General features: G+C 64.9%; 12 protein-coding genes. 7 read left to right on the top strand and 5 right to left on the bottom strand.

Going from position 1 to position 21482, the window contains the following annotated elements:
* Nucleotides 1-509: 509 nt before the first annotated feature.
* Nucleotides 510-3665, bottom strand: a complete 3156-nt coding sequence (locus tag AC1MFL_RS04955; protein ID WP_479813735.1) for a DEAD/DEAH box helicase — start codon at nt 3663-3665, stop codon at nt 510-512.
* A 171-nt stretch (nt 3666-3836) separates the two neighbouring features.
* Between AC1MFL_RS04955 and AC1MFL_RS04960 the strand changes: the two genes are divergently transcribed.
* On the top strand, nt 3837-4415 hold the full coding sequence (locus tag AC1MFL_RS04960) for a DUF7255 family protein (protein ID WP_479813736.1): 579 nt from the start codon (nt 3837-3839) through the stop codon (nt 4413-4415).
* A gap of 703 nt (nt 4416-5118) precedes the next feature.
* On the top strand, nt 5119-6087 hold the full coding sequence (locus AC1MFL_RS04965; RefSeq protein ID WP_479813737.1) for an SIR2 family NAD-dependent protein deacylase: 969 nt from the start codon (nt 5119-5121) through the stop codon (nt 6085-6087).
* Nucleotides 6088-6134: 47 nt separating this feature from the next.
* Here the strand turns inward: AC1MFL_RS04965 and AC1MFL_RS04970 are convergent, their stop codons facing one another.
* Nucleotides 6135-6806 (bottom strand): NUDIX hydrolase, encoded by a 672-nt coding sequence (locus tag AC1MFL_RS04970; RefSeq protein WP_479813738.1) that lies wholly within the window; start codon nt 6804-6806, stop codon nt 6135-6137.
* Between the two features lie 95 nt (nt 6807-6901).
* On the opposite strand from AC1MFL_RS04970, the gene AC1MFL_RS04975 reads away from it, so the two are divergent.
* The 3 genes from AC1MFL_RS04975 to AC1MFL_RS04985 are packed head-to-tail and all read left to right on the top strand — an operon-like array spanning nt 6902 to nt 11088.
* Entirely contained in the window at nt 6902-7867 is a 966-nt protein-coding gene (locus AC1MFL_RS04975) for an ARPP-1 family domain-containing protein (RefSeq protein ID WP_479813739.1), read from the top strand.
* The gene (locus tag AC1MFL_RS04980; protein WP_479813740.1) at nt 7864-9357 is read left to right on the top strand and encodes an ADP-ribosylglycohydrolase family protein; all 1494 of its coding nucleotides are present in this window, start codon (nt 7864-7866) and stop codon (nt 9355-9357) included. Before AC1MFL_RS04975 ends, AC1MFL_RS04980 begins: the two co-directional genes overlap by 4 nt.
* A gap of 51 nt (nt 9358-9408) precedes the next feature.
* Nucleotides 9409-11088 carry a nuclease-related domain-containing DEAD/DEAH box helicase gene (locus tag AC1MFL_RS04985; protein WP_479813741.1) on the top strand — a complete coding sequence of 560 codons (1680 nt, stop codon included), beginning with the start codon at nt 9409-9411 and terminating at the stop codon, nt 11086-11088.
* A 493-nt stretch (nt 11089-11581) separates the two neighbouring features.
* On the opposite strand, the gene AC1MFL_RS04990 is transcribed toward AC1MFL_RS04985, so the two are convergent.
* The 3 genes from AC1MFL_RS04990 to istA form a co-directional block, all read right to left on the bottom strand.
* Complete coding sequence (locus AC1MFL_RS04990; RefSeq protein WP_479813742.1) at nt 11582-12217, bottom strand: YbjQ family protein; 636 nt, start codon at nt 12215-12217, stop codon at nt 11582-11584.
* Between the two features lie 361 nt (nt 12218-12578).
* Entirely contained in the window at nt 12579-13346 is a 768-nt protein-coding gene (locus AC1MFL_RS04995) for an ATP-binding protein (RefSeq protein WP_479815314.1), read from the bottom strand.
* Nucleotides 13346-14935 carry an IS21 family transposase gene (istA, locus tag AC1MFL_RS05000; protein WP_479810432.1) on the bottom strand — a complete coding sequence of 530 codons (1590 nt, stop codon included), beginning with the start codon at nt 14933-14935 and terminating at the stop codon, nt 13346-13348. Before istA ends, AC1MFL_RS04995 begins: the two co-directional genes overlap by 1 nt.
* 684 nt (nt 14936-15619) lie before the next feature.
* On the opposite strand from istA, the gene AC1MFL_RS05005 reads away from it, so the two are divergent.
* Nucleotides 15620-18328 carry a PD-(D/E)XK nuclease family protein gene (locus tag AC1MFL_RS05005; protein WP_479813743.1) on the top strand — a complete coding sequence of 903 codons (2709 nt, stop codon included), beginning with the start codon at nt 15620-15622 and terminating at the stop codon, nt 18326-18328.
* Nucleotides 18325-21480 (top strand): UvrD-helicase domain-containing protein, encoded by a 3156-nt coding sequence (locus AC1MFL_RS05010; RefSeq protein ID WP_479813744.1) that lies wholly within the window; start codon nt 18325-18327, stop codon nt 21478-21480. Before AC1MFL_RS05005 ends, AC1MFL_RS05010 begins: the two co-directional genes overlap by 4 nt.
* Nucleotides 21481-21482 lie beyond the last annotated feature (2 nt).

Consider the following 21482-nt stretch of genomic DNA (forward strand, 5'->3'; position numbering starts at 1 on the left):
GGGACGTTACCGGGGGATGACCGAGCGGGGCCCCGGCCGCCTCAATCCCCGGCGGAGGAGCGGTCGCGCCAGGCAGGTACGGCCGGAAAGGCTGCAGAACGAACCGCTCAAACAGTGCCGGGCTGAAATACAGGCCCGCCACGAGGGCGATGCCCAAGACAACCGGGATTGACTTCCATTTCCCCCGCTGCGCAACGGACGCGCCATTTCGGCGCGGCCTTCCTATCTTCTTTTTTCTCCCCGTTCTCCCGGCGGAGGGATCCGTGCGCCAAGCGGCAGGCTCCTGGAGCTTTCCTAGCGTTTCGTCGATAGCCCACTGCGGGATGCGTCCACTCGGCGAACGGCGAACACCGGTTGGCCAGTCGCCGCCGGTCTTGCGAACGTCGTTCGAATCCGAACCGTCCCGGCGTCCACTACCTGAATGCAACTTCGTCCCCTTCGAAACCCATGACCATCCCCTAATAGTGACCCCAGCATAAGGCGATGGACGCCCTTGCCTTGCCCTTACGTCACTGAGCCACCGCAGCCGCCGTCGCGAACACATCCGCTGGCATCGGCCGGTGCAGCCTCCAGGTGATCGCAATCGGCTTCTCCCCGGCATGCAGCACATAGTCCACCTGCCCGAGGCACGTGTACGGAACGGTCAGCCCGGTCTCGTCTTCTGAGGTATCCCGGGTGAAGATCAGGATCCTCGAGCCGTGCGCTGCCCGGTCCAGGTACCGCTTGCCCGTCGGACTTCCGGGGGACGTCGCGTTCTGTGACTCCCAGTGGAACAGCTCAGGGCTGATGGCGTAGTCCCTGTACATCGTCGTTGCCGAGTGCTTCTTATCGTCCTTGTTCAGCGTGACAAAGAAGGCGTCCGTGGACGTCGCCGGGCACCAGGCCACACCCTCGCGGTGCTGGACGTTCTTGCCGAGCTCCAAAGACCCATACTGCAGCGCAGCCAGGACCTCCTCGCGCCGGTATGTCGCGTGCGACAGCAGCGGAAGATGCTGCAGCCCCGCGCCGAGACCCTTGGCGGCGTGCTTGGACGCGGTCACTCCGAGCTTCACGATCTGGCGGATCTCGCTGCAGACAAACTGGTAGCCGCGCAGATAGTCCAGGCCGGCGTCGTACGACTGGAAACCGCCGCCGTCGTCCCAAAGCGTGTAGAACAGCATGCGAGCGAACGTCTGCTCGCGCATGCCGAGGTCCGCGTAACGGCGCGCATCCGCAGAGACCAACATCGAGTACGCCTCGGCGCGTTCCCGATCGTCTACATGGATCAGGCGCGCCATCCGGCTGAGGAGCTTTTTTTCGTCGGCGTCCGAGAGCTCTTGAACCCTCCCAGTGATGACTGCCTCCAGCGGCGAGAACCCCTCGATCAACTGAGCCTGGCGCAGGTAGCCGGTCCACGAGTCCTTGGTCGAACGGTAGATCGACTTCACGTCGTTCCCGGATCGTTCGAGGTAGTTCTCCAGCTCGGTCTCCGCGTACGAGGCGATGTCCCGGACCAGCTGCGCCCGGTTGAACCGCAGCTGCGCCTTGATATTGTCCAGCACGACCTTCTGCGCCACCCGGTCCAGGACAATCTGCGAGCCTGACGGCAGGTAGGGGAACTCGTCTTCGACAGCCTTCTCCAGCTCCTTCCGCCCGTAGCCGGTGAGCGCACGGTAGCGCAGATCGAAGCGGAACTCACGGCGTTGCTGGCCGATGAAGTCCATGACGGTGAGCACCGCTTTGTCCTCGGCCCGGCGCAGCCCGCGCCCCAGCTGCTGGAGGAAGATCGTGGCGCTCTGGGTGGGCCGGAGCAGCAGGATGGTGTCCACCTGCGGCAGGTCCAGGCCTTCGTTGAAGAGGTCGACGGCGAAGATGCAGTTGATCTCCCGTGTGCGGAGCCGCTCCAGCGCTGCCACGCGGTCGGCGTCGTCGGTGCTCCCGTCGACGGCAACGGAGGCGATGCCGGCGCGGTTGAACACCAGCGCCATGTAGCGGGCGTGCTGGACCGAAACGCAGAAGCCGATGGCCCGCATCTGGTCCGTGCTGGTGACCTTGTCGCGCAGTTCGCGGATCACCTTGGCTGCGCGGGCGTCGTTGCCGGTGTAGAGGTTGCTCAGCTGCGCGGTGTCGTAGTTGCCGCGCTTCCACTCCAGCTGGCTCAAGTCGACGTCGTCCGAGACGCCGAAGTAGTGGAACGGCACCAGCAGATCCGCATCCAGTGCATCCCAGAGACGCAGTTCGCTGGCGGTGCGGCCGTCGAAGAACTGCTTGGCGACGTCGACGCCGTCACCGCGTTCCGGTGTCGCGGTCAGTCCGAGGAACTGCTGCGGCTGGAGGTGGTCCAGCAGCCGGCGGTATGTGGGCGCCATGGCGTGGTGGAATTCATCGATGACGACGACCTCAAAGAAGTCCGGTTCCAGCCGTTCGATGCCGAGGGATGACAGCGACTGGACGGAGGCGAAGATGTGCTTCCACTGCCGGGGTTTGTGCTCCCCGACGTAGAGTTCGCCGAAGGCACCGTCCTGCATGACGTCGCGGTAGGTGCGCATGGCCTGTTTCAGGATTTCCTGGCGGTGGGCGACAAAGAGCAGCTTCAAATCGTGACCGGCCTCCTGGCAAAGGCGCTTGTAGTCCAGCGCGGCGATGACGGTCTTCCCGGTGCCGGTGGCCGCGACCACGAGGTTGTGGTTGAAGCCCTTGAGCCGCTCGGCTTCCAGGTCCTCAAGCATTTCCTCCTGGTGGAGGTAGGGCTGGACTTCGAGGCCGGTGGCTGCCCCGGGGATGGCGGTGCGCCGGCCGCCGCTGCGTTCGAGGGCGGCGTCCAGTTTTTCGCCGTCGCGTTCCGGATCGTAGCTTTGGAAGGCGCGCTGCGCCCAGTAGCTGTCGAAGGTGACCTCGAACTTCTGCAGCAGCGCGGGCGTGCCGACAGAGCTGAGCCGGACGTTCCATTCCAGTCCGTCGAGCAGGGCGGCCTGGCTGAGGTTGGAGCTGCCGACATAGGCGGTGTCGAATCCGGAGTCTCGGCGGAACAGCCAGGCCTTGGCGTGCAGGCGCGTCGCTTGGGTTTCGTAGCTGATCTTCACTTCCGCGCCGTAACGCGTGACGAGCTCGTCGATGGCCCGGCGTTCTGTGGCGCCCATGTACGTGGTGGTGATGACGCGGAGTTTGGCTCCGCGTTCTTTGAGTTGTTCCAGCGCCGGGTGGAGCAGCCGGAGCCCTGTCCAGCGGACGAAGGCGCAGAGGAGATCTACGGTGTTGGCGGACCCGATCTCGGTCCGGAGTTCTGCGGCGAGGTTGGGGTCGTCCTTGCTGTTGGTGAGGAGGGCGGAGTCGCTCAACTTCGTGGTGGGGCGCCGCAGGTTGCGGCGTTTCAGCGTGTCCGGGCGGTGGAGGGACTGGAGTTGGGTGGGGCCGTCGGCGATGAGATCGCTGTGCTGAAGCTCCTGGAGGAGTTTGTTGGCGAGGGCTACGCGTTCGGCGGGTTTGGCTGCGGCGAGTGCCTGGCGGACGGCGTCGGCGACGTGGCGGGAGAGGATGTCGGGGCTGTCCTCGTCGTCTATGGCGGCAAAGACAGGTTGCAAATCAGACGCGTTGTTCAGCAGACTGCCGAGCGCATCCGTGTTGAGCAGTTCGTACAAGCCCTCGGGCAACTGCTTAGCTGCCACTCCCCCAATGGAATTAGTCACTGCGCCAGGCTATTGCGTACATGTCTGGGCGCCAAACTCTAGACCCACTAATGCATCGTGGCCATTAGCCAGTTCCAAATTCACCTGTCCGGCAGAGAACTCCGGATCAGCTCTGCGTGCGATTGCATCGAATTACGCGCCGATCGTGGACCCGCGCTTTATGCTTGCTCCATGCCTGTTGGGGATTGTGAAATTGCGTTTCTAGAAGCCGCTCGCCGTGAGGGTGTGGAACTGGTTCGGTGCAAGACAACGTGGCTGAATCAAAGAGGGCACTTCGGTCTACCGGATCGAGCCTCCAACGTGACCGGGCCCCTCAATGACATCTTCTTGTCACTTGGAGGTCAGGCCACTGAGCAAGCGGCTAAGCGGATGACGGCGTTGCCTGGCGACTTCATCCACCCCGAGACCGGAACGATCATTGAGATCGACGAACTACAGCACTTCACCAGCTTCCGGCTGAAGTCATTCGAGTACTATCCAGCCGGTTATCCCTTGGATTTCGAAGCCAAGGAGTATCAAGATCTCTGCCGCCAATTCGCTCCGAAAGCCGACAAGTACCGACAGACGAAGACCGCGGCGGCTTTCGGTCCAGGCGGCCGGCAGCGGCAGCGCGCGTATTACGATGCACTGCGCGATCTCGCCACGCCCGCTATGGGACACCCACCCATAATTCGCATTCCAGCACCCGACGGCAATGGCGCTTCGGCCTTCGAAAGGAATCGAGAACGGATCTTGCGGGCCGTTCTGTGAGCGCCAGAGTGCTGGTTCAACTGGCGCTCGCCAATAGGCTCGTTGGTGCGCAGCCGGAACGGAGACGCGGCTTTGCCTCGCTGTTCTGATAAACAGAAGGCATGACTCAGCCTCATGTTTTTGTAGCCATGGCCGACATCTTGAATCTCCGATGTGACGCGTGGCTGCTGCCAACGGACTCAAGCGTTCGCATCGAGCAGCATTGGCTCAAAGCTCATCCCGAGCTGCGGGAGCTTGCTGCCGCCTCGGCTTCGGCTGAATTCCGAGAGGGAGCTGCGCTGGCCGAGCCCATCCGGCCCTGGGACCCGAACACACCGCTGCCGATACTGACCGCAGTCCCCGACGACGGCGGTTGGGGATCCACCGACGTCGTCGAACGGCTTGAAGCGTTCGTGGCCAGTGCGCTGTCTGCCATTCCGGATCCAGATGACCGCCCGTATCGGCTTCTAGCCTTCCCGTTCTTCGGAACGGCCGGGGGCGGCGCCGGCAACCACCTTGGCGCCGCCCTCCGCACGATTCTCGATGCCTGCAGCCAACTTGCTGACACCCACCGCGTGGACCTTGTTCTTGTCCTTCGAGACAGGGCTGCTTTCTCACTGGCCCAAAAACTGAGGCGGGACGTATCGAGTGACCCTGGCCATCGCTCGGTGACCGCCTGCATGAGAAGGCCAAGTCCCTGGGAGAGGAAGCCCGCTCGGGGCACTTGGTTCCCTTTCTCGGAGCCGGCGTCAGCGTAAGCGCCGGTGCTCCAAGTTGGAGCCAGCTCCTCGACAAGCTGAGGTCGGGCGTACATCTGAAAGCAACGGAGGAAGCCGCTTTCAAGGCTCTGGGTGTACTTGACCAGGCAGGGGTGCTGGAACAGCTGTACGCCGATCAGCACGACTCGCCGAAAGCCTTCGGCGAAGCGGTTGCAGGTGCCGTCGACCTGCCGAGATATGGATTGGCACCCGCGCTGCTTGCTACCCTGACCTCAGCCGGTGCCATCACTTTGAATTACGACAGGCTCTTCGAGACAGCCTGCAGTGATGCGCAGCGGCCACGAACCGTCATGCCGGAGAACATTCCCGCCGTCGGCAATAATTGGCTGCTGAAGCTTCACGGTTCCGTGAGCCAACCAGACAGCATTGTGCTGACGCGTGATGACTACCTCGGTTACAACAGCAACCGCGACGCGCTGTCGGCGCTCGTCAAGGCGCACCTGCTGACCCACCACTTGCTGTTCGTCGGATTCGGGCTCGCCGACGACCATTTTCATGAGATCGTTCACGACGTCAGGCGAGCACTCCCGAACGATGCCTCCAAGAACCATCAGATGGGCACCGTGCTCTCCCTCTTCCACGAACCGCTGCAGAATCTCGTCTGGGAAGGCAGGCTCGACATCCTCGCCATGTCAGGGAGCGCACCTGCAACGGATTCGAGCCAAGCCGCGATTGGCACCGCAGTCGCTGCGGCCGGGAGGGAGCTGGAGATCTTCCTGGACATGCTGGCCGCCTACGCAACGGACAACCACTCCTACCTGCTGGCTCCGGCCTACAACCGCGGGCTGACTCAGGGCGAAGACGACCTGCGGCAACAACTCCTGGTTCTCTCGCGTCACGAACGCTCGGCTGATACGGCGGAGGTCTGGGGCGTCATCGATGCTGCACTACAAGAGCTTGGATGGCAGGCCTGAGCGAAGCTGGGCGGAAGCATCACCAAGGCGGCCGGCCCGCGAACGTGCTACTTCCTACCTAGCACCCACAACCGTGACGGCCTCCCCCGCGTCCCGTCGGACATTTGCCCGGTCCCCGTCAGCTTCGGCTCCATGAAGCGCCGGAACGTGTCGCGCATCAGCGTTTTACCCGCCACCGCCTCGTGCAGCTCGCGCAGATCCTTCAGCGTGAACGGCTCATCAAGCAACGCTCCGGGGTCCGGGGCCTCCGTGTAGGCCGCCCGCAGCCACTCCACCGCCTTCGCCACAATCTTCGCGTGGCCATACGGCAGCCCCGCGATCAGCTCCGGTTCCCCCGTCACGGAAGCCAGCCGGACGCCGTCGGACGCCAACGCCTCTTCCAGCCCCGCCAAGGGAACCACATCCACGTGGGCAACCGACAGCACCCAGCCGCGGTCATCGCGCGCCGGGTCGTCAAAGACCTGCAACTGGCGCGGCACCCGCCCGGAAATCCCGGCCTTCTCCCGCAGGGAACGCAGCACCGCGTCCGCGAGCGTCTCGCGTTCGCGCAGGAACGTGCCGGGCAGAGCCCACCTTCCGTGCTGGTCCGGTTCCTCGCGCTTCACCAGCAGCACAAACACCGTGCCCCCTGACACCGTCAGCACCGCGGTGTCCACCGCCACCGAGGGCCGCGGGTAATCGAGCAGGGACGTGCCGTGGCCGTTCTCCGAATCGTTCACACCATTATTTATCGCAGCATTGCGCTAAAGACGCAAGCCGTGCATACTGAAGTCAATTAGCGCAGAAATGCATTAAATCAAATCGGAGGTCCATCGTGAAGGTTCCACAGCTCCACGTCGGCGCCGGCAGCAGGCTCGGCCCGCTCAGCATCTTCCCTGTCTGGACCTCCGGGTCCGGCAGCCTCGGCATCAGCACCGGGACCCACGCCGACGTCGCCGTCACCGAGATCGCCAGCGGCGCCCAGGTCGCCCGGCTCACCGTCACCAACAACGGCCTGCACCCGGCACTGCTGCTGGAAGGCGAGCTGCTCGAGGGCGGGCAGCAGCACCGCACCTGCGCCCGCGATGTCGTCCTGGGCCCCGGCGAAATCCGGGACATTGACACCTTTTGCGTCGAGGCCGGCCGCTGGGAGGCCGGGGCAACCAGCCACCGCCGGCAGGCGCGGCGCGCCCCGCTGAACGTCTGGTCGGAGCTGGCCAACGGCCTCAACCGCCAGCGCGGCGGCAGCCGGCAGGACCGCATCTGGGAGCGGGTCAGCCGCTTCGACGCAGCCCGCGGCGCCTCCGTGACCAGCTCCCTGCTCGACCACCTGGACCTCTTCAAGGAGGGCCGGAACGTGCACAACCGGTTCGACGCGGCGGACGCCCCGGCCGCGCTGGAAGGCCAGCGCGGCGTCGTGATCGGTCTGGGCCAGCAGCCGCTGCTCCTGGAGGTCTTCGGCACCAATACCCTCTTCCGCCGGCACTACCGCCAGCTGATCGAGTCCGCGCTGCTGGACTTGGAACTCCTCTCACCCCAAGCGCTGGCGTCCAGCCCCATGCCGGGCCAGCGGGCCCGCGACTTCGCCGCCCAAGTCCAGGCGATGGACTTCGGAACCTTCGATGGCGGCGCCGCGGCCGTCGAGGTCCGGACCCACGGCTCCCTCCGGAGCCGCAACGTCTCCCGTGCGGCCGGCACGGTCTCCGCCGCCGGCATCGCCGTCGAGCTTCCCAGGCGCCGCCCCCAGCTGGCGCACCTGACCGGCTGGAACACCAAACACCCCCTGATGGAGATGGCATGAAACTGACCCCCTTGCAGAATGACCGCGCGGCCGGCGTCCTCGTCGCACTGGCCGCCGGCGACGCCCTCGGAGCCGGCTACGAGTTCGGCGCGCCGCTGCCGGACGGCGCCGAGGTGACCATGAAGGGCGGCGGACCGTTCGGGTTCGCGCCGGCCGAGTGGACCGACGATACCTCCATGGCCATCCCGATCGCCCAGGCGCTGCTGGCGGCGGCGTCCGACGCCGGATCCTCCTCCCCCGCGGCGCTCACCATGATCGTCCGCGCCTGGACGGCCTGGGCCGCCGAGGCCAAGGACGTGGGGGCACAGACCAGCTCCGTCATCGCGGCCGCCCGCCGGCTCGCCGCGGCTGCCGGCCGGAGCAAGGTCCGCGCCGCCGACTTCTCCGCCGCGGCCGCGGACTTCCATGCCCGCACCGGCCGCAGCGCCGGCAACGGCTCGCTGATGCGCACGGCACCGCTGGCCCTGGCCTACCTGGACCGGGACCCGGCTGAACTCATGGCCCAGGCCGGGGTGCTCAGCGCACTGACCCACGCCGATCCTGACGCGCAGGAAGCCTGCGGGCTCTGGTGCGTGGCCATCCGCGCTGCCGTCCTGACCGGGCGGCTCGACGTCCGGGCCGGGCTGCCCCAGCTGTCCGCCGACCGCGCTGCGGTGTGGCTGGAGCGGATCGAGGTGGCCGAGCGGTCCCGGCCGCGCGACTTCACCAACAACGGCTGGGTGGTCGAGGCGTTCCAGGGCGCTTGGAGCGCCATCCACTACGCCGGATTGTCGGCGTCCGGCCCGGCGCACCTGCGGGCTGCGCTGGAGGAGGCTGTCCGCGGCGGCCGGGACACGGACACCGTTGCCGCGATTGCGGGCGGACTGCTCGGTGCCGCCTACGGCTACACGGCCGTGCCGTTCGAGTGGCGGCAGCGCCTGCACGGCTGGCCCGGGCTCCGGGTCCGGGACCTGATGATGCTCGGCATGGAACTGGGCCGCGGCGAGGGCCGCCGGCACGCGTCCTGGCCGCGGGCCGAGCGGCAGGACTACAGCATGTGGGGCCGCACCGAGGCACTCGTCCAGCACCCGCACGACGACGGCGTCTGGCTGGGCGGCGTCGGATCTCTGGGACGGGTGGCGGAGCTGGGGATCGACGCCGTGGTGTCACTATGCCGGCTGGGGACTTCGGATGTAGCGGGCGTCGCACCGGAAGACCACGCCACGTTCTGGATCATCGACTCCCCTGCCGAGGACGTCAACGCCCACGCCGCGTTCGTGCTGCGGGACGCGTCAGCCGCCGTCGAACGCTTCCGCACTGAGGGAAAGACGGTGCTCGTGCACTGTGTGCGGGCCGAGTCCCGGACGCCGACCGTGGCCGCGCTGCACGGGGCGCGGATCGCGGGGATCACGCCGCTGGAGGCGCTGGAGGACCTGCGGCGGGTGCTGCCGGGGGCTAACCCGAATGACTTGTTCCTGGAGTTGCTGACTAATATTCAAGGGACGCCATAGGCTAAGCGAAATTGATACCGCCGGTTCAGGCCAGAATTGCAGGGGGCAGCAGTGAAATGCATTCCGGAGGAACCGGATTTCGGCGACGGCCAGCTCGCCGAGAAAGTCGTCTGGGAAGCCCTCAAGGACAGCCTCCCGGACGACGTCGTGCTTGCCCACTCGGTCCAGCTGCGCGACGGAGTGCGGGAATATGAAATCGATCTGCTGGTGCTGTGGCCGAGGGTCGGAATAGCGGCCATCGAGGTCAAGGGCGGGCAGATCACCATCGCGGACGGCCAATGGTATCAGTCTGACCGCTCCGGAAAACGGCCTCTTAAGAGCCCCGTGGTGCAGTCCCAGGGATCCGCCCACGCATTCAAGAACCGGATCGAGGCCCAGCTCGGGAGTCGCCTAACCAGCCGTTTTGCCTACATGGTGAGTTTCCCGTACACCGAAGTCCGGCAAGACTGGGAGATGGCCGGCTGCCCCAGGACGCTCGTCCTGGACAAGGCAGACACGACGTCCGCCGCCGAGTTAGTCCGCACCGCCATCGAGCAGGAAGGCGGCGGCTCTTCGCCATTGGCATCGACATTTATGGATCGCATCGTTCGCGTGCTCAGCGCAACTCTTGGGGACCAAGGCTCAGGGCAGGCGGACCCCAGGGAAGCGGAAGACGCGGCGGATCATCTCACCGAACGTCAGTCGGTGTTGTTGCGTTCCACCCGGTCCCTCCCCCGGATCCGGTTCACCGGTGGCGCGGGAAGCGGAAAAACTTGGTTGGCAATAGAGAAAGCCCGGTTGCTGTGCAAACAGGGCAAACGGGTCGGCCTGTTTAGCTACAACAAGGGCATCAGCCAATATCTACAGGAACGGGTTTCGAACTGGCGTCATGCCCAGCCCGTATTCACCGGAGAGTTCCATGAATATGCCCGGCGTCTGGGCGTGCCGGACGGCACGGGCCCCGCCTATTTCGAAGAGGAGTTGCCGCAGCTACTCAAGGATCTCGCGGTCAGCCTTCAGCCCCAGCAGCGGCTGGATGCCATCATCGTTGATGAGGCTCAGGACTTCGCCCCGCTGTGGTGGGAAGCGCTGCTTGCCACCACCACAGATGACGCCGAGATCTACGCCTTCCTAGATGACCATCAGGACGTCTACCGGCGTTGGAGCAATACCTCGACGGAGGGCGCAAGCCCGCTGGAAGACCTTGTGACGATCCACATCGACGAGAACCTGCGCAACACACGGAAAATCGCGGAGACGTTCCGGTCCTTCGCGGGTGACCACTTCACACCCCGGGGTAGCACCGGGCTTCCTGTGCGACGGGTTGAGTGCGCCACCGAGGATGCCCTCGATGTCGCCGCAGACTGCATCGACGCGCTGATCGAGGAGGGTTGGGCGAACAACCAGATCGCGATGCTGACGACAAAGGAACGCCACCCCATCCACAAGGAATTCTTCGAAAACGGCACCACCGCTGACTACTGGCGCGAGTTCCATGCGAACGAAGGTGAGTTCTACGGTCATGTTCTGGGCTTCAAGGGCCTGGAACGATCTGTGATTGTCCTCTGCGTCAACGGCTTCAAGGACCTAAGCCGTGCAGCAGAGCAGCTTTATGTTGGCCTGTCCCGGGCTCGAAGCCTCCTCGTGGTTGTCGGTGACTCTGATTTGCTGGAGGAGGCCGGCGGGCGCGAACTCAAGATGGCCCTGTCGCGGTCGCAGGTGTGGACGCCGGCAACGCCCGTCGATCGGTGAAGGGTGGGCTGCGAGTTCTCCTAGACCGCACCGCCAATCGAGCGCCGTTGGATCCCGTCCCGATACCGGAAGAAATTCACTACATCGTCCACTGAGCGCCGTTGGATCCCGTCCCGATACCGGAAGAAATTCACTACATCGTCCACTGAGCGCCGTTGGATCCCGTCCCGATACCGGAAGAAATTCACTACATCGTCCACTGAGCGTCGTTGAACGGGCGACCGTCTTTGGGCGAGAATCAGGCATCGACGGCCCAATGAACTCACGCTGGAAATCCGAATATCGACACCACACCGATCGTGTCTAATCCCTGGGCAATACGCCCAGACATTAACGGGCGAGAGTTCACACCGCCAGCCGTGACGGCAAGACCAGTTAGGCAGACCCATCCTTCTGGATTGGTCCATCCAACTGGTCTTGCCATCGTGGGCCGAATGAGGGTCCACCTTAGACCGAGCTTAAGGCGTGTGGTTGGGACCCCGTTAACAGCCCGCTACGCCAAACCAGCGTGTTCGTTCTTCTCGATCACAACAGCATTGCCATTCGCGGTCACCGCAAATAAGAACGGCAGATACAGTGTTCCGCCCGAACTGGACGCAGTCTCGGGATCCAATGTTAGGTAGTCGAAGTCCACTCCGATCACAGCATTGCACCCGAGTGCATATGCTGCCTCTTTCAACTCCGTTAGAGCGTTTCGCCTGATTTGCGACAGTCCCGCCAGCAAGTCTGAGCCGACGTCCTTGTTCACGCCCCCAAGCCAGCCGTGGCTTGGGCGGTCCATCGATACCGCATCGTCGCCAGAAATATAGCCTGAGTACTTGGTGATGCTGTAGCCCTCAAAGTTAAAACCGGAAGAGATGAGCATGCTCGCCACGGCATGCTGCTTCGCTAGCTCGTCTTGCTTCGCGCTGGCCTGCTCCAGTGCGAGACGTTCCTGCTCCTGGGCTGTCCGCGCCTTCTCCTGAATAAGATACTGGTTGTAATGACCAACCAACTCGCTGACGTTGACGCCATCGTCGACGCTCAGGCCAGTAATCCCGGACTTGCACTGGAAATCGGATTCCTTTAGCCACCCATCGAAAGCGGCCGGGTCAAGCTGGTATTTCTTGGCAATGTCCCTGGTCTTCATGTAACTCCTAAGCGTAAAAACTGCATGGCGTGCTGGTTGGTGGGGTTCGTAGTAGCCGGGATGGGCTTGCTTAGCGACAGCTACTTATCGACCGGCCTTGCTCTCCCAGAGCAACAAGTGGATGTCCGAAAGCAAATTCACCGCGGCTCCCCTTCGGGAAATTTCACTCGGCTGCAGAGCCTATCGTGAAGGGGTTCCCACTGCCTCCTCGAGCGCATTCAATAAAATTTCATAGTGCTTGCAGGCCATTATCCGCAGAGTGGCGAGTAGTCCTTGATGGTAGCGCTAGTCCAGGCATCTGGTAGCGCAGTTCTGACGTGGTGGTAGCGGCCCGGGCGCTGTGCCCGGGCCGCGGCCGGTGTTACTCCCAGTAGGCCTCGTGGGCGCGGGCCTGGTCGTTGCGGTGCCGGCGCATGTCGATCTGACCGAGGTTGATGATCCGGGCGTTGTTGGCGAGGCGGTTCACGATCGAGTCCGCTGCGACCCGGTCGGGCAGCTCAGCAACCCAGTGCGCTGGCCCCGTCTGCGAGGCAATCATTGTCGGAAGCCGGTGCTCCCGGTTCGCGAGGATCGCGAACAAATCGCTGGCAGCGTCGCTGTCGATGCCGACGGTGAGGAAATCGTCGATGATCAGCAGATCGATGTTGGAGAGCTCGTTCAACAGCTTCTGGTGGGCGATGCCGTCGCCGCGGGCGATGACGAGCCGCCGTGCCAAGTCGTCCATCCGGAAGTAGAGAACCGAGTGCTCACTCTGGCAGGCACCGATGGCCAACGCGCAGGCAAGGTAGGTTTTCCCGCCTCCGGTGGGCGAGATGATGAGCAGGTTCGTCGCATCGGAGCGCCAGTCATGGGCGGCATAGCGTCGCATTCTGACCGGGGTGATCCCTCGCCCGTCGCGGTAGTCGACCTCAGCAACTGTTGCCCCCGGGATCGGGAAGGCGGCCTGACGGATGAGTTTGTCGACCTTGTTGATGCGGCGGGACTCCAACGCGTCGTCGACCGCAGTGAGAAACAACTGCTCGGGAGTGAGTGTGTCGTTGCCTTCGTCCTGGATGAGCTCCTCCAGCCGGGTCGCGACGTGGGTCACCCGCAGGGCCCGGAACTTGTCGTAATCGATGCTCGTGAACATCACTTCCCCTCCTCGTCGCGTGCGTAGTGGGAGGCATCGCGAACGTAAACGTCCGAGATGGTGTCACGGAAAACGACAGTGCTGCCGCGTTTGCGCGTCGAGGCCGCCGGGATCACCGGCCGGGGCTTCTTCGCATCATTATCGATCGCCGCCATCAACCGTTTCAGCGTCGAGTAAGTCGGATGAGCGCTGCGGTTCACAAGCTCCTGGCAGGCCGCCTCCAACCGTTCCCGGTTATTCTTGCCGAGCCCGTCGAGGATGTTCTGGCACGACAGGTAGCCCTGCGCCTCGATCACCTGACCGTCGAGGATCTGCTCGATCACCGTGACTGTTGCCGGCCCGACGCTGCGCGCCCGGTCGATGAACCACCGCCGGGACCACAACCCATCAATATCGCGGTGCCGCGGCGGGACATGGTCCGGCAAGGTCGAGTACTGGCCTTTGCGGCCCGTCAGCCGCGGGTGTTCGCAGATGCTCTCGTGCCCGTCGAAGACCGTCACTCGGGAAGACGTCAGCCGGACCCGCAGCAGCTTGCCCGCCAACGCGAAGGGCACGGAATACCGTTGTGTGTCCGCGGTGACGTGGTAGTTCCGGGCCGCCTTTAGTTCCTTCCACTCGACGTCCTCGAACCCGGCATCGGGCAAAGGGCCGAGCAGCTCCCGCTCCTCGGTGTCGAACCTCTCCCACCGGGTCGTGTCGTCGGCGCGGCGGATATCGTGGTTGATCTCCCGCACCCGCTCCTCGATCGCAGTATTCAACTCGCTCAGCGTCGTAAAGACATCGTCATCGAGGTAGCCGATGACGCGTTTGTTGACCACGTTCACCGCGTTCTCGGCTGAGGCTTTATCGCGGGGTTTCTTCACTCTGGCCGGGACAATTGCTGTCTGGTAGTGATCCGCGAGTTGCTGATACCTCGCGTTGACGACCCGCTCCGCATCGCCCTTATGGGTTTGGTGGGTGGAGGTCGTCGGGTTATCTGGCACGACGATCTGCGTCACGCCGCCGAAGAACGCGAACGCTTGAACATGCGCGTCGAGCCACGCCGGGGACTTCATATCCGCATATGCGCGGCAGAACATCAGCCCCGAAAACGGCAACACCGCGACGAACAAAATTGCCCGGACCACCTCGCCGGTGATCGTGTCGACGACATCCATCGTGTCGCCGGCCCAGTCCACCAGCATCGCCCGCCCCGGCTCATGGCGCAGCACCGCCACCAGATCGTGGGTGCGCAGGTAGCCAGTGAACAGGGCGCAGAACTGGGAATACCCGTACTTCTTCCCCGCGTCCTTGGTGTCGACGTAGCGACGCCACGCCAGCAGCAACGTGAAGTGCCGGTTCGCTTTCAAAGACGCCAGCACCCGCGACAAGTCGGGCTGGTCATACTCCTCCGACACTTTCCGGCGCCCGTCGGGGAACCAATCCGCCAGCTCGCTGTCACTGACCGCGACCGCCGAGGTGAGACCCCGCTCCTGGACCTCCTGCCGGACCCGGGCCACGTCGCGATGCGAGCACCCCGCGATCTCTACAACTTCGCGGTAACTCCTCCCCTCCAGCAACAACCCCAATATTTTACGATATTCCGCCATGGCCCGCCCTTAACAATGAGACGACAACGCCTTATGCGTTGTCATCTCACAGCACAGCAGTTCACCAGGGCGGGCGCTACCGTGTTCCCGGAATCTTGCTACCAGATGCCTGGACTAGCGCTACCTACAAGCGCTACTCGCCACGCAGAGTTTTCACGCCCGTGTCCGCACGGCGCGCAGGATCTGCTGGCGAATGATGGCCTGGACGGTGGTTGGGAAACGCGGATCCCGTCGTTTTTGAGGATCCGGGTCAGTTGGTCGCTGCCGACCTTGCCAGCGGCGTCCGTGAACTTTCCGGCTAGCCAGCGCGCGCCCGGGTCCTCGGCTGCGGTCTCACAGGCAAAGTTGAACAAGGTGCTGCTTACGCAGGGACAGGAATCCACAGCCGATGTAACCGTGGAGGCAGGACGCCAGTCATTCGAGTTTCGTCAACGCTGCGCGGTTCGGGCCGGCACATCCCTACTCTCGTACAAGCGTGCTGGGACTCGAACGACAAGTCCGCTCCGAAAGGCTGAGTGCCGAGGTACGAACTGACCGAGTCAGCGTCGTTGTTAATCCGTCTGCGCAAAGATCCGCAAGATTCGAGCGACTGCCCCAGGCCATACTCGTAGCCGGCTGACGCGTCACACTCCGCCAACCGGGCGCCCCACCGCGTCGCACCGTTCATTGTCCGACCCCGCCCATATGATCGAGGAACTGTCGGGCCTATACGTCCAGGGGGACGAAGTGAACGTTTTGTTTGGCTTGTATCTGGACCGCGCTCCGTGGGCCTACCGGGACTCCGCACTGGGCGAGGTGCGCCTCGGCCCGTTGGGCTTGACCCAGCTCCTTCAGACCCGGCTCGGGCTCACCGGACCTGACGCCCGCCACTCGACACGTATCCGGCAGTACATGGCCCGACTCGCGGAACAGGACACCCCGGCAGCCTGGTTCCACGGATCTTTCGCCGTCGACCCGTGGTCCACCGCCATTGACCTGCTGAACCAGCGCGACGAACTCGTGGTCAACGGCTGGACCGGGGTGGCCCCGCCCCAGTCCACCGCCAAGCTGAATGCCCTCGCCGCCCTCGAGCAGAGCCCGCTCCCCCTCGACCGGGCGTTCGCCGACTTTCCGCTGGAACTCGTCCACGAACTCGAAAGCGACGCCACCGCGAACTGGCCGCTCGGGATCTCCCGGCTGCAACTCCAGCACCCCCGCTCCTCTTTCCCCGCCATCTGGGGCCGTCTCATCAATGCCCTCGAACGGCGCGGGGTCAACGTCACAGACCCGGCGCCGCAGCCGGGGCCGGTGGGGGACGTGGCCGTCCTCGTCGCGAAAACCGAATGGGAAGCCGCCGAGCATACGGCCCGCTGGCTCGCGTCCGCGACAAACCCCGGCACAGCCCGCTCCGCCGTCGTCGCCTCCGCGAGCACATCCCTGCTGGACCAGGAACTGCACCTGCGCGGCCTGCCCCGGATCGGTGTCAGCAGCCGCTCCCGGTGGCGGGCCGTGGACCAGATCATCCCGCTCTTCTTCAACGTCATCTGGGGGCCGGTGGACGTCCAGCTGCTGGGCGAGTTCCTGAACCTCCCGGTCAGCCCCGTCCGCCGCGGAGCAGGACGGCAGCTGCTGCGCGCCCTCGCCGCCCAGCCGGGCACCGGCGGCGAGGCATGGCTCGCTGCGCTGCAGGAGATCAGCAGCGACGAGACCCTTGGCCCCGGCCTGGCGGCCGAGCTTGACCTTCTGCTAAGCACCGGGCTGCTGGCCGACGACGGGACCGTCAGCGGCAGCGCCGTCGTCGAACGCGCCCAGTGGCTGCGCACCCAGCTCAGCCGCCGCGTGCAGCTCTACCCCCAGCTGGAGTCCGTACTCAGCCAGCTCAACGAATTCACGGCCCTGATCGACGGGCCGGAGCCGGTGACACGCAAAACCCTTGCGCGGATCCTGGAATCCGTCATTCCCGCCAGCGGCAGTCCAATAACCAGCGGCGAGGCCGCACCTTGGGTCACGCTGCGCAGCCTCGCGGAACTCTGCGACGACGTCGACACCCTGGTCTGGTGGGGGTGCCAGGATGACAGCCAGGCCCGCGCCCGCCACTGGGACAGCGCGGAACTCCGGGCGCTGCAGACCATCGGCGTCGAACTGCCGGATCCCGCGGCACTTGCCGAGCTGGAACTCTCCGTAGCCGTGGAAGCCGCCAGGCGCTGCGGGCGGCTGCTGCTGGTGCGCGCCGCCGAGATCAGCGGCGAGCCGACCAAGGCGCACCCGGTCCTGTCCTCGCTCGCCTTCAGTGTCCTTCCTGTCCCCCTGCCCGGAACTGCGGACGAGAACAAAAAGGCTGTGGAGCAGGCCATCAGCGCCTTCACCGTTACTCCCGCTGAACTGGTGCACGACGGCGTCTGGCACCTCGCCGGCCGGACCGCGGCGCTAAAGCCGGTGCAACCCTCCCCCGCCCAGCCTGTCCCGGCCTCCCACGAGCTGGGCCCCCGCCCGGCCTTCATGCCCGACAAGCTCTCCTACTCGCAGCTCAGCACGCTGATCGGCTGTTCCCTGAAGTGGGTGCTGGAAAAGAAGGGCCGGCTCAAGGTGGGCGCCGCGCAATCCGTCCCCACCGGCAACACCATGATCGGCACCCTGGTCCACCGGGTCGTCGAGGAACTTTTCGGCGAGCTCCACGCCGCGAACCGGGCCGTGCCAGAGCCGGCGGAAATCCAGGCGAAACTGGACGAGCTCGTCCCGCACTACGCCTCCGAGCTGCTGCTCCCGGGCCGGGGCAGCAAGCTCGCCGGCCTCCGGCCCGTCGTCGAGCATTCCGTCATCAAACTGTTCCAGACCCTGCAGACCCAGGGTGTGTACATCCGCGCCACCGAGCACAAGTTCGACAAGCCGGCCACGTTCAACGTCAACGGCGCCCGGACCGAGGTGCAGGTTTCCGGCTCCATCGATGTCCTGGCCGCGGACCAACAGGCTGAGCCCGTGGTGATCGACCTCAAATGGACCAACCGCTCGAAGTACCGGCGGGAAGAAATCACCAAGGGCGACGCGATGCAACTCGCCCTCTACCACTGGGCCCTCGACGCCGGGCCGGACCCCATGTCCACCGTCGCCGAGGACGCCGCGATGTCCTACTACATGCTCAAACAAGGCGAGTTCGCCTCCACCAGCACACTCTTCGGCCCCGCTCTGGCCAGCCCGGCCTCCAGCCGGAGCACCTGGCAGAGGTCCGTCCGCGCCGCCGAATTCTCCATCTCGGAGGTCGTCTCCGGAAGGGTCCTGGCCGCCGGCCGGCAAGAACTGGGATCCGCCGACGAGCAGCGCGACACGGCCACCGCCGACGGCAGGCTCTACCAGAAACCGCCCTGCAACTTCTGCGACTTATCCGTCCTCTGCGGCCTCAAGGGGGACCCGTCATGAACCACGCCCTGAGCAACGTCACAATGATCACAGCCAGCGCCGGAACCGGGAAAACCTACAGCCTCATGGGCGAAATCGCCCGCGCCATCAACGCCGGCACCCGGCCCAGCCAGATCCTGGCCACCACCTTCACGAAGAAGGCCGCCGCCGAACTCATCGACCGGGTGCAGGCCGAACTCTTCGGCCAGGAACGTCCCGATGCCGCCCGGCAGATGTCCGTCAGCATGGTGGGCACGGTCAACAGCGTCTGCAGCCGCCTGCTGCAGGAATACGCGGTCGACGCCGGGCTCTCGCCTGCGCTGCAGGTCATCGCCGAAGACGAACAACTCCGGATTTTCCAACTGGCCACCGACGATGTGTTCGCCGCGTTCACGCCGCGGATCCAGCCGCTGGCCCGGCGCTTGGGGTACGACGGCGAATCGGACATCCGGGGCACCGACCCCGACTGGCGCAAGATCGTCCGCGACATCACCGACGCCGCCCGCGGCAACAAAATCAGCCCCGGGGAGCTGGCACACTCCGCCTCCGCGTCATGGCAGGGACTGCAGAAGGTCCTCGGTCCGGTGGCTCTTGACGACCGCGCGTCCTGGTCCAACCAGCTTCTCCAAGGCCTGATGAGCATGCGCGGGATGTCCGCTGACCTCATTGAAAGCGGCAAGACGCCGCCCAAGAACCTGATCGCGTCGATCGCCCTGCTGGAGCCTGTCCTGTCCCATGCCTCGCCGGAGGTCGCCCCGTGGCGGTTCTGGATTGATGCGGCCGGGGTCTCGAACGCGGGGGCCAAGCGGCTGCTGGAAAGCTACATTTCCGCGGTCGAAACGGACCTGGTGGCAAACCCGGCCTTCCAGACCGAGCTGAGGGAATTCACTGAACTGGTGTTTGCCTGCGCCGCCTCCTGCCTGGACAGGTTCGCCGAATTTAAGCGGGAATACGGGCTCATCGACTTCGCCGACCAGGAAACCCTGGTCCTGGACCTGCTGGAGAACAACCAGGAGTTCCGGGCCTCCATCACGGGCCGGATCAAGTTCATGGTGGTGGACGAGTTCCAGGACACGAGTCCGTTGCAGCTTCAGCTGTTCACGAAGTTCGCCGAGCTGGTGGAAAAGGTTGTCTGGGTCGGCGACTCCAAGCAGGCCATCTACGAATTCCGCGGCACCGACCCGGAGCTGATGAAAGCCGTCGCCGCCCACATCCAGCAGAAGACCCAGCTCACCGAGTCCTGGCGGTCCAAGGAAGCGGTCATAGACCTCTCCAACGCGATCAGCCTCGCCATGTTCCCGGAGCTGAGCGAGGATGAAGTCGAACTGGCGGTCCCGCACGCCCGAATGGATGCCGCCCATGCCAAGAGCGCCCTGGGCGGTTCCCGGGAGGCATGGAACCTGGCGGCGAAAACGGTTCCGGAACAGCGCCGGGCCATCGCCACCGGCGTCGTGGACCTGATCCAACGACGCGGGTTGAAGGCGTCCGACGTCGCCGTCCTGGCCCGGTCCAACGCTGCAGTGGAGGCCATCGCCGCCGAACTGACCGCGCTCGGGCTCAAGGCGACAACCAACACCTCCTCGCTGTTCGCCGCAAGGGAAGTCCAACTGGTGCGCGCCGGGATGGCCTTCGTGGCCTCCGACGACGACACTGTGGCGTTGGCCGAGCTGGCGCATCTTCACCCGGAGCACGCCGAATTCGGCCGCTGGGTGCCCACGTTGTTCGACGCCGCCGAGCCCCAGGAAGAACTCAAGCGCTGGGCTTCAGATCCGCTCGTAGCCGGGCTTCTCGAGCTGCGCGGCCTGGCCAAGCTCTGCACGCCCACGGAAATCATGGAGGAAGTCACGGCCCGGCTCGGCGTTGCCCGACTGATCAAATCGTGGAGCAACCCCGGAACGCGGCTGAAGAACCTCGACGCGCTGCGCGCCCTGCTGGAGCGCTACTACGAATCATGTGCTGCACTTTCCAAGCCGGTCACGCTCAGCGGCTCGCTCAAATTCCTGGCCGACGCCGACAGCGCCGGCAGTGAGAACTTCGGGGACGACGTCGTCAACGTGCTGACCTATCACAAGGCCAAGGGCCTGGAATGGCCGGCCGTGGTACTGGCCAGCCTGGACACGGCCGTTGCAGCAGCGCCTTGGGGTGTGGCGGTTGAAGGCGTCGCCGAGATCAACGTCCGGAACCCCCTTGCCGGCCGGTGGGTCCGCTTTTGGCCCTGGCCGTTTGGCGGCAAGGGCTTCAAACCGCTCTCCGCAGCGGCGGACGAGTCGGCCGTCGCCCGGCGTGTGCTGGCACGGCGTCAGGCGGACTCGGCGCGCGTTCTCTACGTGGGTTTGACCCGCGCCATCAGTGTCACGTGCCTGGCAGCCGCCAAGCCGGCCCCGGCGTCGCTGAACACACTCGCGCCAGGGCCGATCGTGGAATGGACCGCGGGGGACGGCAACGACGGTAAGTTGGTCGTCCAGGGCCGGCCCGGCGACAACGAACGCCGCCTTTCCGTGGAAGCATTCAGCTACGAGGTTTCCGACGCGCCCACGACCGACAGGAATAGCACCGCCCGGGAATTCGCCGACGGGCTGACCGTGTCCGGCCCGGTGGCCCAGAAGCCTGCCCGGGTGACAGCCAGCTCAATGGAAAGTTTCGGCTTCGTCGCCGATGTCACGGAGGCCGCAGCACTGGGAGCGCAGCTGATTCCGCACGGCGCCGCCAATTGGGACCACGTGGGCTCTGCCATCCACGGCTACTTCGCCCTGCCGCTTGCCGAGATGGACAGTGGAGTCCGGCTCCTGGCGGCGCAACGGCTCCTGGACCGCTGGGGTGCTGCCTCCGCTGTCGACGCTGCAGTTGTGGTGGAAGCAGGCGACCGGATGCTCGGGTTTTTCGCCGAGCAGTACCCGGGCGCGAAAGTCATTACGGAACAGTCGGTGGCCTGGCGGAATGCTGACCATCAGCTCATGGAGGGGTGGATTGACCTGCTGCTGGAGACGTCTGCCGGTTATGTGCTGGTGGACCACAAGTCCTACCCCGGCAAGGATCCTATAGGTCACATCAAGGACAAATACATCGGCCAGATGCGAGGGTATGCCCAAGCGATTGAGTCCATCGCCGGGCGGCCCGTCGTCGAGACCCTAATCCACATGCCGGCGCTGGGGAAGATGTTCCGGATCAGCTGAGC

Source organism: Arthrobacter sp. BG3 (assembly GCF_056680185.1).